The sequence below is a fragment of the Acinetobacter terrestris genome (assembly GCF_004331155.1).
Lineage (GTDB): Bacteria > Pseudomonadota > Gammaproteobacteria > Pseudomonadales > Moraxellaceae > Acinetobacter > Acinetobacter terrestris.
On sequence record NZ_SJNZ01000010.1, the window covers coordinates 1 to 13,493 of the forward strand.

Consider the following 13,493-nt stretch of genomic DNA (forward strand, 5'->3'; position numbering starts at 1 on the left):
CGGAAAAATATGCAGGCTATTCAACTATCTGCATCAAATGGATATCACTTAAAACAGCGTAATAAGATAGAAACGTTATTCAGTTTACTGAAAGGACAATACAATTTATTGACGAGTAGAGCACGTAGTATGCATGGATTTCTTAGTGGTATTTATGCATCGTTATGTGCATATCAATTATGTCATCAGAATAAGCCAACAATTCAAATTATGGAATCGTTGGCTTAAACAGGATTCGGGTTAAATTAAATTTATAGATAAAAACATAATTAAAAATAAGCTAGGCCAGATTAATATGATTTAATTTCTCAGACTCAATATATTTTTATTATTAGAATAAAACAATTAATTTTTTAGTATGACCAAAATATAAAATAAAAGATTTTATTATCATATGAGTTGAAAAAATTAATATTTTTAGAATATTTCAATCATAAAAAAACCTATAAAGATATTTGATGCCACACCTTTATAGATTTACCTCTATTTAACTTTTATGGACTAATCTTTTATGGATCAATCTTTTATGGATTAGTATTGATCCGCTCTGGTTATTCTTTTTAATTCCGGATTTAATCTTTCACGCTCAAGACGTTCGATCTGGGTCAGTTGATTTCGAATTGGACGTCCATCCTGAAATAAAATCATCTCTCCAGGCTCAAAGGCTGTCCAGACTTCATTTTGCGTTAAAGGCTCTGTCGTAATCACCGCAACTCGATCTTCAGGTGTTGTCACCTGACTGAAATCAACTTCTACATCAAGATCAATCAATTGTGCCGGTTTAAATGGGTATTCTCTGACCAGCCAATGCAGTTTGGTAATGGCATAAGTAAACAGAGCCTGCCCATTGGATAAGCAAAAATTAAAGGTGCCATGTTCGGCAATTTTGGGCGAGACTTCAGCCAACAGATCAAAAATTTGATCCAGCTTCGGTTCATGATAACCAAACTTGAGCACCAGCTGATCGAGTAAAAAACAAAATGCCCGTTCACTATCCGTATTTCCCACCGGGGTAAAACGACCGGATAAAGCGGGATTAAAACCATGTAAATCGCCATTATGGGCAAAAATCCACTGCCGTCCCCACAGTTCACGACTAAATGGATGCGAGTTTTCCAGAGTAATTTTACCTTGGGTCGCTTTACGAATATGGGCAATCACATTGCGTGATTTGATGGGATAGTTACGCACCAGTTCGGCAATCGGAGACTCAACTGCTGATTGGTTGTCGACAAAAAGCCGGCAGGCTTTATCTTCAAAAAAAGCAATGCCAAAACCATCACAATGGTCGGATGTAATGCCCGCGCGTTGAGAAAAACCACGAAATGAGAAAGTCACATCCGTTGGCGTAGCACAATTCATTCCGAGCAACTGGCACATAGTCTTGATCAAACAGCAAATACAGGATTTTTCTATTTTGCATGACTGGGGAAAGCGTTGCAAATCTCAATTTAGCATAGCGTCCACTATTTTATGCATTAGCTCATTAATACCAGTCAAATACTTCATTTTATTTAAAATTCAGTTGAGACAATCTAAACAAGGCAATAAAAAAAGCCTCACAAGGAGGCTTTTTAAAATGACTGTTTTAATGCTTGGCACGGTTGGTAATTAAAGTCCCTACCCCATGATCGGTAAAGATTTCCAGCAAGGTTGCATGTGGAACACGGCCATCTACGATATGCGCACTGACTACACCGCCTTTCACCGCATCCAGTGCACAACCCACTTTAGGAATCATGCCGCCATAAATCACGCCAGTTTCAATCAAGCGGTCGACTTCTTGAGTGGTTAAACCTGTGAGCAAGTTTTTATTTTCGTCTAGAACGCCAGAAATATTGGTCAGAAGTATAAGTTTTTCTGCACCTAAAGCTTCAGCCACTTTACCCGCGACTAAATCGGCATTGATGTTGTAAGTATTGCCTGCATCATCTACGCCAAGCGGTGCAATTACAGGAATGAAATCACTGTTGGTGAACATTTCCAATACGTCAGTCTTCACACCCACAACTTCACCGACCAAGCCAAGATCAATCTGTTGTACTGTGCCATCTTCAGCGGTCTTTTCCATCAACAGCTTTTGTGCACGCAGCAAATTGCCATCTTTACCTGTTAAACCAATGGCACGTCCGCCATGTTGGTTGATGAGGTTAACGATAGATTTGTTCACGCTGCCGCCCAAAACCATTTCAACCACTTCCATGGTTGCAGGATCAGTTACACGCATGCCATCAATACGTTCAGATTCACGGCCGAGTTGCTTCAGGAATGAGTCTACTTGCGGACCACCACCGTGCACCACAATTGGATTTAAACCGACAGTTTTTAACAATACAATATCACGTGCGAACGAGCTTTCCAGCTCTGGATCGGTCATTGCGTTGCCACCATATTTCACTACTAGCGTCTTACCCGCAAAACGTTGAATGTACGGCAAAGCTTCAGTCAAAATTTGTGCTTTGTCGATGCCAGTATGCTGATGTGGCATTCGCCTCTCCTTATTGAGCATCTAAAATGTCTTGTGCGATTTTAGGATATCGTTCACTTAACATGGAAACAAATGTGTGTCGAATCGCGTTTAATCTTACAGGATTGTCCGCATCAAAGCGTACTGTAAAGTATTCACCGGTATTCGATGCTCGAATAATGCCAAATCCATCTTTAAAATCAAGTCGTACGCCATCAATTTTACTTAATTGTGCGCCCAAATCGTGACTTTTAATTTCAACATCATGTAATACCGCTATCGGTTCTTCACTATGGGTACTAATGTAAAGATCTTCAGTACAACTGCGTTCAGGATAAGCCAACAAGGCTCTGGATAGAGTTAAATCCGGTTTTTGATCCAAATATTCGAGCACACGCAAAGCCGCATATAGACCATCATCATAGCCAAAACCACGTCTATCATTAAACACATAATGACCTGCGTATTCTCCGCCAAAAACTGCTTTTCCTTGAGATTGCAACATATACGTCCGCAAGAAAGAACTGCCCGTACGAATCATTTTCGCCTGCCCGCCTAGGCGATGCACTGTATTTCTCACCATGGTCGAACATTTTACATCGTAAACCACTTCATGACCGGGATGCGTTTTCAAACACATCTCAGAAAATAAGGCCAGTAATCGATCTGCTGAAATAATCAAACCATGTTCATCAATTAATACCAGTCGATCACCATCGCCATCCAGTGCAATCCCCATATCGGCTTGCTGCTCAAGTACGGTTTTTCGTAATTCAACAAGATGTTTTTCTTGTGAAGGATCTGGTGCATGATCGGGAAAATTGCCATTCGCTTCACAGCGGATAGTAGTGATCTCACAGCCTAACTTTTTTAACACCAATGCCGCACAGCGCCCTGCCGAACCATTCAGACCATCGAGAACCACTTTAAAAGGACGCTTTAACTGGATATCTTGTAAAAGTGCTTGCTGATATTCGAGACAATATTCAACGACAACTTCATGCTGAACCGGTTTAATCACTAGTTTTTCTGATGAATCAAAAGTGCTACTTGCACTTATACCGACTTGTTGAATCATGTCAGGACAAGGAGGTTCGCCCTGAACAATCCATTTAATTCCATTATCGGTTTTGGGATTATGGCTTGCTGTAAGCATGATCCCGTTACCCTCAAATTGACGGGCAATAAAATATAATAATGGTGTTGAACAGCAACCGATGATGGTCGCATTCAAGCCTTTCTCTTCACATACCTGTCTAATGATTTCTGCATATTCTGGACTGGTTAAACGCGCGTCATAACCAATGGCAAGTTGAGTCTGTCCAACCTTCTGATATTGGGCAACCAATCCATAGGCAATCGCTTTTACAATTTCAGGAGTTAAAAATGATATTTTTCCACGAATATCATAAGCACGAAAAATTTGTGCCGGGAATTTTTTATTCTTAAAATTCATGATGATTTCTTCTAGTTAAAGTAACCCATAAAGTGAAAATTTCAGGGAATGCTTGATTAGGCTAGACTTCATAAGCCGTACATCATCTTAAGGGAGAAGATGAGCATTTTAAAAGCATTTCATATTTTTAATCAATGGTAAAAAGTCTTACAAGTATTTTTTAAGAGATACAATACACAATTGAAAAACAGAGCATTTATTCCATTTAACAACCCAACTTAGCAATAAAATTTTTACTTACAAAACAATAATTTACAAAACAAAAACAAAAATCACCCAAAGATTTAAGAATACATTGAAATAGGTGTGTTCATTCCAATGTTGTAAATCCTTGTTTACGAATGCTTTAATTAGAAAAACAATGAAATAAAGAATAAAACCTGATAACAAACAGTGATTGCTGCTTATTTATCAGGTTTTAAATTCTTTTAAACTAAATCTACAGTTTAGCCTTTGCCGGTATGACCAAAACCGCCTGCACCACGTTCTGTAGCCACAAACTCTTCCACTTGTTCAAATTCAGCGTGCACCACAGGAACGAGTACATATTGAGCCAAACGTTCACCTGGCTCTAAAGTAAATGCGGTTTGACTACGGTTCCAAACCGATACCATCAATTCACCCTGGTAATCTGAATCGATTAAACCCACTAAGTTTCCTAGAACAATCCCGTGTTTATGGCCTAGACCAGAACGCGGTAAAATTAGACCGGCAAAGTTTGTATCTTCAATATAAATCGCCAAACCTGTTTTAACCAGTACAGTTTGACCAGGTTCAATGACAGTCGCTTCTTCTACACAAGCACGTAAGTCTAAACCTGCTGAACCCGAAGTCGCATAGGTGGGCATAGGCCATTGCGTGCCTAAACGTGTATCGAGTACTTTCACTTGAACTTTCATCTGTTCTTTCCTAATTGCATGGTTTAAATGGTGGATTAGCGCTTAATCAGCGCACGTAAATTTTCGAGATAATGCTGCGCTTGCAATTTTGGATCAATATTGCCGGCCAATTTTTTCTTGCGGCCGAGCCAGTCCAAATCATCTTGCGGCAATTCATCAAGGAACCGGCTTGGGGTCATTTGCTTCATTTGACCGCCATTTTTACGCTGCTCAGCCAAGGTAATGGTTAAACCTTGACGTGCACGAGTAATTCCCACGTACATCAAACGGCGCTCTTCCTCAACGGTTTCTGCAGCAATGGAATTTTTATGCGGTAATAATTCTTCTTCCAAGCCAATCAAATACACATAAGGAAATTCAAGACCTTTTGAAGCATGCAGAGTCAATAAATTGACCTTATCAGTATCTTCTTCTTCCTTCTGCTGCTCGAGCATATCCAGCAACACCATTTTACGGATCACGCTTTCAATATTTTTCTCATCGACATCTTCCGCACGATTAATCAGGCTTTGAATGCTGCTGTACAAGATTTCAATATTGTCGATCTTGGTTTTTTCTTGCGCAGGTGTTGCCGCTTGCTCTTTGATGTAATCGATATACCCGGCTTCAAGCATCATCTGGCGAATGATTGGTACAGGCTCGTCATCTTCGAGTAAGTTACGGGTAAAATTACCAATAAAATCGGCAAATTCTGCCAATTGTGTCGTGGCTTTTCTTGGCATCACCATCGTCAAACGCTGATCACCTGCCGCGGTGAGTAACGACAAATGATTTTCCTGTGCAAACAGGCCCAACTTCTCTAATGTCACCGGACCAATCGCACGTTTAGGCGTATTAATAATCCGCAAGAATGCACTGTCATCTTCTGGATTAATGATGATACGTAAATAGCTCATGATGTCTTTGATTTCAGCACGGCCAAAGAACGACTGACCACCCGACAATTTATACGGAATTTGCATTTGGCGTAACTGGGTTTCTAAAACCCGTGCCTGAAAATTACCACGATATAAAATCGCATAATCTTTCCAGTTTTTTCCGTTCATCAGTTTATGTGTGATCACGTCTTTGACCACGCGTTCTGCTTCATCATCATCATTACGGCAGGTAATGACCCGAATCACGTCACCATGACCTTTATCTGACCAGAGCTTTTTATCAAAAATATGTGGGTTGTTACCAATGACAGTATTGGCTGCTTTCAAAATACGGCTGGTCGAACGATAATTTTGTTCGAGTTTAATTACTTTTAGATTCGGAAAATCTTCTTTCAATAAGGCCATGTTTTCTGGCTTGGCACCACGCCATGCGTAGATCGACTGATCATCATCGCCTACAGCGGTGAATTGTCCCATCACTCCAACTAGCAATTTCACCAAAATATACTGCGCAGTATTGGTATCCTGATATTCATCGACCAACAGATAACGCACACGGTTCTGCCATTTATCGCGGACTTCAGCATTTTCCTGTAATAAACGGGTTGGCATCACGATCAAGTCATCGAAATCTACCGCGTTATAGGCACGCAAATTACGCTCATACAGTTGATATAAATGCGCAAATTGCACGTCTTCTGCTGTCTCGCAAGTAGTATGTGCTTGCTCGGGCGGAATCAGGTCATTTTTCCACTCCGAAATCATTCTCATTGCTTTGGCAATCAGCTCTTTACTTTCTGCTCCGGACAAATTATCACGATGCATCAAGTCCATCAGAATGCGCTTGCAATCATCGGCATCTAAAATCGAAAAATTATTTTTTAATGGGGTATGTTTAATTTCTAAACGAAGTAAATTCAAACCAAAAGTATGGAAGGTCGAAACAGAAAGCCCTTTAGCCTCTTCACGAGATAATAGTTTTCCGACACGCTCTTTCATTTCACGTGCAGCTTTATTGGTAAAGGTCATGGCCGTAATGCGATGTGCAGGAATCCCGCAGTTCTGCACCAAATGTGCGACTTTTCGCGTAATAACGGATGTTTTACCTGAACCTGCCCCTGCAAGTACTAACAAGGGTCCTTGAGTGTATTTCATGGCTTCAAGTTGCTTGTCATTGAGTTGACTTGCCGACGACATAGTATTTCCTCATTTTGATTCGAGCTAGATTATAGTCGCCAAAGCCAAACTTGCATAACCTAAAATACAGATTTGACATTCATAAAAAAACCACCCGAAGGTGGCTTTTTTATGACAAAACTAAACTTATTTAGTTTCGTAAACAGAAATTTCTACACGACGGTTTTGTTCACGACCCGCAGCTGTTGAATTGTCAGCAATTGGAGAAGTTGAACCATAACCTTTCGATGTCATACGCGAGCTTGAAATACCTTGTGAAGCCAAGTAGTTTTTCACAGAGTTCGCACGGTTTTGAGACAATGGGTTATTGATTGCATCAGTACCGGTATTGTCGGTGTGACCATGAATAACCAAGGCTAATTTGCTTGCGGTACCATCTTCACGAAGAACTTTAGCAACGTCATTTAACGCTGATTGGAACTGTGATTGAATAGTAGAAGAATTGGTCGCAAATGTTACGCTTGGCATAACAAGATTAATCGAACCATCTTGGTTACGGCCTACATCTACACCAGTACCTGCCAATTCTTGACGAAGACGTTTTTCTTTCTTATCAAGAAGTAGACCTGCACCACCGCCAACAACTGCACCAATCGCTGCAGCTTGACCCATTTTATCTTTGTCAGCGTTAGAGTATGCAATACCAGCACCCAATAAAGCACCTAGACCGGTACCAATTGCGGCTTTGTCATATTCCATATTTTGACAACCCGAAAGTGCCAAAGCCCCAACTACAGCTGTAATTACTAGTGCACGCATCGCATGCCTCCTTCTTGTGTTTTGTTGTATAGTGGAATGATGGATTAAAAAAAATGGGCATACCATTGATTTTTTGTAAATAATTAAAGCTTTAGTTACATTTTGTAATACTTTATGCTGATGAGCAAGCTATCTTGGACACAATTTCTACATAGTTGCATGAATAGACTTTTTTATTTCAAATTCTACAATTATATTAAATGCTGAAAAAAAACATTAGACGACTTCATCTTAGGACTGTTCTTAACTATGTCATCGCAAATCAAGAAGCAACCTATATTAAAAAAATTATCTCGCGGACTAACTGTAGGCTCGGTCATTACCGGAAGTACTTTTTTTCATGGTCCACCCGTTCTGGCATTGGGCTTGACCAAACTAGTCAAAAAATCACATAAAATTGATGAAACGAATATTCAGATTACTAACAGCTGGCTCAGTGTCAATAATTGGCTGATTGATCACGTGTTACCGCATTTAAAATGGGATATCAGTATTGATGATGATTTAGACTTGAGCATGCAGGGTCGTTACCTGATGACCTGTAATCATCAAAGCTGGGTCGATACCACTGTAAATCAATATTTTGGCTTAACCCGTATGCCCCTGACCCGTTTCTTTACCAAATGGGAACTGATCTTTATTCCATTCGTTGGACAAGCCTTTAAAATTTTAGGCTTTCCGATGATGAAACGTCATAGCAAGGAACAGATTGCTAAAAATCCGGAACTTAAAAAACGTGATATGGAAGAATCACGCAAAGCCTGTGAACAGTTGTTAAGTCAGCCTTTTACCCTGCTAAACTATTTGGAAGGTACGCGCTTCACCCCAGAGAAGCATGCGGCACAGCAATCACCGTATAAAAACCTACTCAAACCTAAGGCGGGCGGTTTAGCTTTGGCCCTGAATATTTTAGGGGATAAAATTGATGCCTTGGTGGATATGACCATTGTTTATCCGGATGGCGCGCCGGGTTATGGTGATTTTTGGTTGGGTGATGTTAATCGTATTGCGGTCAATCTGCGTAAAATTGAGATTCCAGGCTGGGTACTCGGCGGTAATTATGAAGATGATGCTGAATATCGTGAACACTTTCAGCAATGGGTTCATGAATTATGGACTGAGAAAGATCAACTGATTGAGCGCATGAAACAAGGCTTGGCTGCAAAAGCATAAATAGTATTTAAGGAAGACAATGAAGCAAGATGACACGATAGCCAAGCCCACCTTTCATTTCGTGAAGAAAGACTCTTGGGGTTGGAAAGTTGCACTGGGCTATGACATTTTTATGATGGTTCTGATCATCATTAACCTGTTCTGCTTGAGTGCCAATGCCATCCTGATGAGTGATTTTGGTGGCTGGTTATTTGGCTTCATTCATCTTCCTGAACTGTTGCAGTTTTATCGGACAGAATTACGTCCTTGGGTGATTATTACAGAAAGCTGGTTTACCAGTTTTCTCGTGATTGAACTACTGATCCGTTGGGGAATTGCTATCATCGGGCAACATCATAAACGCTGGTTTTTCTTTCCTTTTATTCATTGGTATGAAATTCTGTCGATTATTCCGCAACTGCGTTTTTTGCGTTTATTACGTGCCGGTTCAATCGCCTATAACCTGCATGAACATGGCTATAAAGTGATTCCGGACAGCTGGTATAAGCGCGCCAAATTTTATTATCATCTGGTACTCGAAGAACTCACCAGCCGTATTGTGATTACTGTTTTAGACAGTATCAAGCACGAACTTTCCACCAGTACCACGCATAAAAAACTGATTGAAGATTTAGTTGCGCATCACCGTGAAATGTTTGCCACTGCCCTGGCCGACATTTTGCAAGAATCTTTGGGCAAAGAGTTGCAAGCGCAAAGAGTCACCATTGCAAAAAACGTCGGAAGTATTGTCAATCAAGCGATTGAAGATACGCCCGAACTCACTCAATTATTACGTTTAATTCCGATTGTCGGTGGACGTATCGAACAACAGATCCAAAGTATTGGGCAACGTTTGGGTGAAAATATTACCCAAGGTCTGATTGAACCGTTCGCTCAGAATAATAAAAATAAAGAAAACCTGGCTTATTTAGAAATTTCAAATAAAATCAGTCAAATACAATTTGAAAATAATAGCCATGTTGAAAGACTGGTGGAGTCTGCGGTTTTTGAAAGCTTAGAGGCGATTCGCCAACAGGTCAAAGTAAAACAATGGCAACAAATGCTGGAACAACATGATCAAGTTAAAGAATGATCATCAGATAAAAATATTTAAAACGTCGCTAGAGAAATCATTCAATTTGTTCTAGGATTTGCTCTATTTACAACATCACTTCGACATAAAATGAATGAGTCAGAAGTATTAAGGAATAATTATGGCTGATATACGGATAAAAGGCAGAATGGTCAATGCGATTCGCATTAGCTTAGACACCAATGATCATGATGCAATCCGCCAGCAACTCGCGCCAATGCTGCAAAAAGCATTTCCACCGGGTACATTAGTTGTGATTGAAAGTTCAGTTGAACAAGAACTTATTGCCTTAATTCAATTATTGATCAGCCTAGAAGTACAACCTATGGCTGTGACTGAGGGTCTACTTGCGGATCAGGCTCGCGCAATTCAATTCCCGGTGATTTCTGCAGACCGTCCAATGCAGCAAGTCAAACCGACAAAGGAACAGGTTGTTGAAAGCAAAGTTGCGCCTGCAAAAGAACAAGCCGCGCCTGCTGCAGAAACGGTAGCGGAAGACATTCCAGCGCCAGTGATTCGTCATGTGACTTCTTATCACGATGAAATTTTGCGCACCGGTCAATGCCTGGTACAAAATCATGGCGATATTATTCTCAATGCCGGAATTAACAGTGGTTCTGAAGTCATTGCTTCAGGAAATATACATATTTATGGTAGCGCGCGTGGTAGAGTCATCGCCGGCGTAGGCGGAAACGGTGCAGCACGTATTTTCTGCCATTCCCTAGAAGCAGAACTGGTCTCGATTGCAGGTACATATTGTGTAGCAGATGACATTCCCCAGCATGTCCTCAAAAAAGCTGTACATATTTACTTGAATGATCAACAAGAACTTGTCTTTGAAGTTCTCGAATTTTAATGTATAAATAAACACCAAAAGCCCCATATCTAAAAGGGGATTTGAACCATAACAGGAGTGGATTCGGTGGCGAAAATTGTTGTCGTAACATCAGGCAAAGGTGGTGTAGGTAAAACTACGACTAGTGCATCTTTTGCAACAGGTTTAGCCCTTCGCGGTCACAAAACTGTTGTGATCGATTTTGACGTGGGTTTACGTAACCTAGATTTAATCATGGGCTGTGAACGTCGCGTTGTTTATGATTTTGTGAATGTATTAAATAACGAAGCTCGACTTCAACAAGCGCTTATTCGCGATAAAGATATTGAAAACCTATATATCCTTCCTGCATCACAAACCCGTGATAAAGACGCCTTGACCGATGAAGGCGTAGCACGTGTAATGGATGAACTTTCGCAAGAATTCGATTACATTATCTGTGATTCGCCTGCGGGGATCGAGCGCGGTGCAATCATGGCCATGTACCATGCGGATGAAGCGATCATTGTGACCAATCCTGAAATTTCTTCAGTACGTGACTCTGACCGTATTATTGGCATGCTTGACAGCAAGACCAAAAAAGTAGAACAAAACGAAGGTCGTATCCGTAAACATCTGTGTATTACACGATTCAATCCAGAACGTGCTGATAAACAGGAAATGTTAACGATTGATGACATTTCTAAAGATATTTTACGTGTTCCTACACTCGGTGTAATTCCAGAGTGTCCAAGTGTTTTACAAGCATCAAACGAAGGGAAGCCGGTAATTCTCTTTACTGAAGATGCAGCAGGTCAGGCTTATGATGACCTTGTAGCACGCTTCTTGGGTGAAGAACGTCCTTACCGTCATATCTCGGTAAAACCTAAAGGTTGGTTAGCACGATTATTTGGAGCTTAACAAATGGCAGGATTCTGGAGTAAATTATTCAGCAACGATGATAAACCTTCAAGCGCACAAACTGCTAAAGACCGCTTAAAAGTAATTGTTGCCTCTGAGCAAGGTTTAGGTAAACGCTTAAGCCAAGACAAAATTGACCAAATGAAAAAAGAAATCATGCAGGTGGTCAACCGTTATGTTCGTGGTGTGGATGAGCAGCATATTCAAATGTCGGTTCGTTCTGAAGCAAACATTGAAATGTTAGAAATGAATATCAATTTGCCTGAAGAGCGATAATCTGAATTCTGATTAGTCAAGCAAATTGAATCAAGGCAAAATATGAGACTGGATCAGCAAACTTAAAGCGCTGCTTTAAGGCTTTGCCCAGCCGCAAGATGAGAAGCTGTGCTTTGAGTTGGCAGGGTCAATCCAAGCACTGCTTTTGCTTGTCCTTCATATTTTGCCTTTTTTTATTTTATCCAGTATACCAAGGAGTTTGCGATGGCATTATCTCAGCCAGCAACGTTCAATGAAGAATGGTCAGACGAGCGTGTATTTGCCTATTTAACACAGCTTCCTCCTGCAGGCGTGAATGCCGATTTTCACGTGCTTTATCATGCATTCAAACATATGCGTCCAAATGACTATGAACGCTTGTTGACGCAATTCGTTGCCGATGGCCGTGATGTCAATGCAACCAATCCTGAAGGTCAACGCATTCATGATGTGATTGCTGAATATCCTCGTCAAAGCGAAGGGTTCTTGGAAGTTTTGGCTAAGTTTGCTTAATCGAATTTCTATAAAAAAAGCCTGCCCGTTTAAATAAAACGAGCAGGCTTTTTTTATGCTGAAGATAAACAATCACATTAAGACAGCAGCAACATCAGTACAGGAAAAGTCACTGCAAAGCATAGTGTTTGCAAGCTAATTATCCCTGCCATGAGTTGGCTATCACCATTAAAATAACGCGTTAAAATATAGGATGCCGATGCCGTAGGTAAGGCAAAGAACACGACTAAAACAATCGTTTCAAACTGATTCAAATTCAGCGCATAACAAATCAGATAAGCCAAACCTGGCACCACAATTAAACGCCCCAGAGTATTCAATAATAAGCGCGAATAGTCATGTTTCAGGTCTGCAAACTGCAAAGCCGCCCCGACGCAAATCAATCCCAATGGCAGACTCATACTGGCTAAAATTTTAAACAGTTGTTCCAAACCGGAAAATAACGAGAGCTGTAGCAGATTAAAAATGATTCCAACCAGACAGCCCAAGATCAAGGGATTTTTGATCAGAGAAAATAGAATCTGAGCCGGTTTTAAACCCTGCCCTTGTGAAAAAGCCAGTACTGAAATTACATTTACCAAAGGAATCGCCAGTGCAATCATCATGGCAAACATTTGCATGCCCTGAGCGCCAAACAGCAAAGACATAATGGATAAACCAATATAGGTATTGAAACGAATCTGGCTTTGCACATATACGCCAAAACGCGCGATCGGAATATGAAAAAATGCCTTTGCCACCCACAACGTGAGCGCAGTAATTATGATGATGATAAACAGGGCCAATAACACCTGAGTAATCGTTGCGAGTTCCAATTTTATATAAGCGAGATTATTAAAAAGTAATACCGGAAATAAAATCAAATAATTCAGTTTTTCAGCGCCACGCCAAAATTCATCTGTTAGAAACTGTGTCCGTTTAAATATATAACCCATGGCAATTAACATAATTAATGGAAACAACGCCATCACAACATTCATTCTCTACCCTTCGTCCCTAAATTATATTTCCGCTCTATGACGTGAATAACCTTGATCATTTTTAATGTCCAGAAAAAGGCCTGCTTATGCAGGCCTTGAACTCAGTATG

General features: G+C 40.5%; 13 protein-coding genes and 1 pseudogene. 7 read left to right on the forward strand and 7 right to left on the reverse strand.

Going from position 1 to position 13,493, the window contains the following annotated elements:
• Window positions 1-228, forward strand: a pseudogene (locus E0H81_RS07115) (IS982 family transposase); the annotation flags it as partial.
• A gap of 303 nt (window positions 229-531) precedes the next feature.
• On the opposite strand, the gene E0H81_RS07120 reads toward E0H81_RS07115, so the two are convergent.
• The 6 genes from E0H81_RS07120 to E0H81_RS07145 all read right to left on the reverse strand — a co-directional run bounded on the left by E0H81_RS07120 (window position 532) and on the right by E0H81_RS07145 (window position 7,656).
• Window positions 532-1,380, reverse strand: a complete 849-nt coding sequence (locus E0H81_RS07120; protein WP_131317739.1) for a class II glutamine amidotransferase — start codon at window positions 1,378-1,380, stop codon at window positions 532-534.
• Window positions 1,381-1,588: 208 nt separating this feature from the next.
• Complete coding sequence (gene argB / locus E0H81_RS07125; protein WP_131317740.1) at window positions 1,589-2,488, reverse strand: acetylglutamate kinase; 900 nt, start codon at window positions 2,486-2,488, stop codon at window positions 1,589-1,591.
• 10 nt (window positions 2,489-2,498) lie between these two features.
• Window positions 2,499-3,923: a phosphomannomutase/phosphoglucomutase gene (locus E0H81_RS07130; RefSeq protein ID WP_131317742.1), complete on the reverse strand. Its 1,425-nt coding sequence runs from the start codon at window positions 3,921-3,923 to the stop codon at window positions 2,499-2,501.
• Between the two features lie 446 nt (window positions 3,924-4,369).
• On the reverse strand, window positions 4,370-4,822 hold the full coding sequence (gene dut, locus E0H81_RS07135; protein ID WP_131268940.1) for a dUTP diphosphatase: 453 nt from the start codon (window positions 4,820-4,822) through the stop codon (window positions 4,370-4,372).
• Between the two features lie 35 nt (window positions 4,823-4,857).
• A complete protein-coding gene (gene rep, locus E0H81_RS07140) occupies window positions 4,858-6,897 on the reverse strand; it encodes a DNA helicase Rep (protein WP_131317744.1) in 2,040 nt (679 codons plus the stop codon).
• 126 nt (window positions 6,898-7,023) lie between these two features.
• A complete protein-coding gene (locus tag E0H81_RS07145; RefSeq protein WP_131268942.1) occupies window positions 7,024-7,656 on the reverse strand; it encodes a YiaD family glycine zipper/OmpA-like lipoprotein in 633 nt (210 codons plus the stop codon).
• Between the two features lie 249 nt (window positions 7,657-7,905).
• On the opposite strand from E0H81_RS07145, the gene E0H81_RS07150 reads away from it, so the two are divergent.
• The 6 genes from E0H81_RS07150 (at window position 7,906) to E0H81_RS07175 (ending at window position 12,404) form a co-directional block, all read left to right on the forward strand.
• Window positions 7,906-8,829, forward strand: a complete 924-nt coding sequence (locus E0H81_RS07150) for a 1-acylglycerol-3-phosphate O-acyltransferase, YihG family (protein ID WP_131317746.1) — start codon at window positions 7,906-7,908, stop codon at window positions 8,827-8,829.
• Window positions 8,830-8,848: 19 nt separating this feature from the next.
• Window positions 8,849-9,901, forward strand: coding sequence for a preprotein translocase subunit SecA (locus tag E0H81_RS07155; protein WP_131317748.1), 1,053 nt, complete (start codon window positions 8,849-8,851; stop codon window positions 9,899-9,901).
• 121 nt (window positions 9,902-10,022) lie between these two features.
• Window positions 10,023-10,757, forward strand: a complete 735-nt coding sequence (minC, locus tag E0H81_RS07160) for a septum site-determining protein MinC (protein WP_131317750.1) — start codon at window positions 10,023-10,025, stop codon at window positions 10,755-10,757.
• Between the two features lie 66 nt (window positions 10,758-10,823).
• Window positions 10,824-11,636, forward strand: coding sequence for a septum site-determining protein MinD (gene minD, locus E0H81_RS07165; protein WP_067862937.1), 813 nt, complete (start codon window positions 10,824-10,826; stop codon window positions 11,634-11,636).
• A gap of 3 nt (window positions 11,637-11,639) precedes the next feature.
• A complete protein-coding gene (minE, locus tag E0H81_RS07170) occupies window positions 11,640-11,912 on the forward strand; it encodes a cell division topological specificity factor MinE (protein WP_004648029.1) in 273 nt (90 codons plus the stop codon).
• Between the two features lie 204 nt (window positions 11,913-12,116).
• Window positions 12,117-12,404, forward strand: coding sequence for a PA4642 family protein (locus E0H81_RS07175; protein WP_131215144.1), 288 nt, complete (start codon window positions 12,117-12,119; stop codon window positions 12,402-12,404).
• Between the two features lie 77 nt (window positions 12,405-12,481).
• Here E0H81_RS07175 and E0H81_RS07180 read toward each other — a convergent pair whose 3' ends face one another.
• Window positions 12,482-13,384: an AEC family transporter gene (locus E0H81_RS07180; RefSeq protein WP_131317752.1), complete on the reverse strand. Its 903-nt coding sequence runs from the start codon at window positions 13,382-13,384 to the stop codon at window positions 12,482-12,484.
• Between the last annotated feature and the right edge of the window lie 109 nt (window positions 13,385-13,493).

Excerpts from the sequence above, each read along its gene's own strand:
- dut (WP_131268940.1), bottom strand. The coding sequence starts at position 4,822 with ATGAAAGTTCAAGTGAAAGTACTCGATACACGTTTAGGCACGCAATGG.
- E0H81_RS07130 (WP_131317742.1), bottom strand. The coding sequence starts at position 3,923 with ATGAATTTTAAGAATAAAAAATTCCCGGCACAAATTTTTCGTGCTTAT.
- E0H81_RS07145 (WP_131268942.1), bottom strand. The coding sequence starts at position 7,656 with ATGCGTGCACTAGTAATTACAGCTGTAGTTGGGGCTTTGGCACTTTCG.
- E0H81_RS07155 (WP_131317748.1), top strand. The coding sequence starts at position 8,849 with ATGAAGCAAGATGACACGATAGCCAAGCCCACCTTTCATTTCGTGAAG.
- E0H81_RS07120 (WP_131317739.1), bottom strand. The coding sequence starts at position 1,380 with ATGTGCCAGTTGCTCGGAATGAATTGTGCTACGCCAACGGATGTGACT.
- minE (WP_004648029.1), top strand. The coding sequence starts at position 11,640 with ATGGCAGGATTCTGGAGTAAATTATTCAGCAACGATGATAAACCTTCA.
- E0H81_RS07175 (WP_131215144.1), top strand. The coding sequence starts at position 12,117 with ATGGCATTATCTCAGCCAGCAACGTTCAATGAAGAATGGTCAGACGAG.
- E0H81_RS07150 (WP_131317746.1), top strand. The coding sequence starts at position 7,906 with ATGTCATCGCAAATCAAGAAGCAACCTATATTAAAAAAATTATCTCGC.
- argB (WP_131317740.1), bottom strand. The coding sequence starts at position 2,488 with ATGCCACATCAGCATACTGGCATCGACAAAGCACAAATTTTGACTGAA.
- rep (WP_131317744.1), bottom strand. The coding sequence starts at position 6,897 with ATGTCGTCGGCAAGTCAACTCAATGACAAGCAACTTGAAGCCATGAAA.
- E0H81_RS07180 (WP_131317752.1), bottom strand. The coding sequence starts at position 13,384 with ATGAATGTTGTGATGGCGTTGTTTCCATTAATTATGTTAATTGCCATG.
- minC (WP_131317750.1), top strand. The coding sequence starts at position 10,023 with ATGGCTGATATACGGATAAAAGGCAGAATGGTCAATGCGATTCGCATT.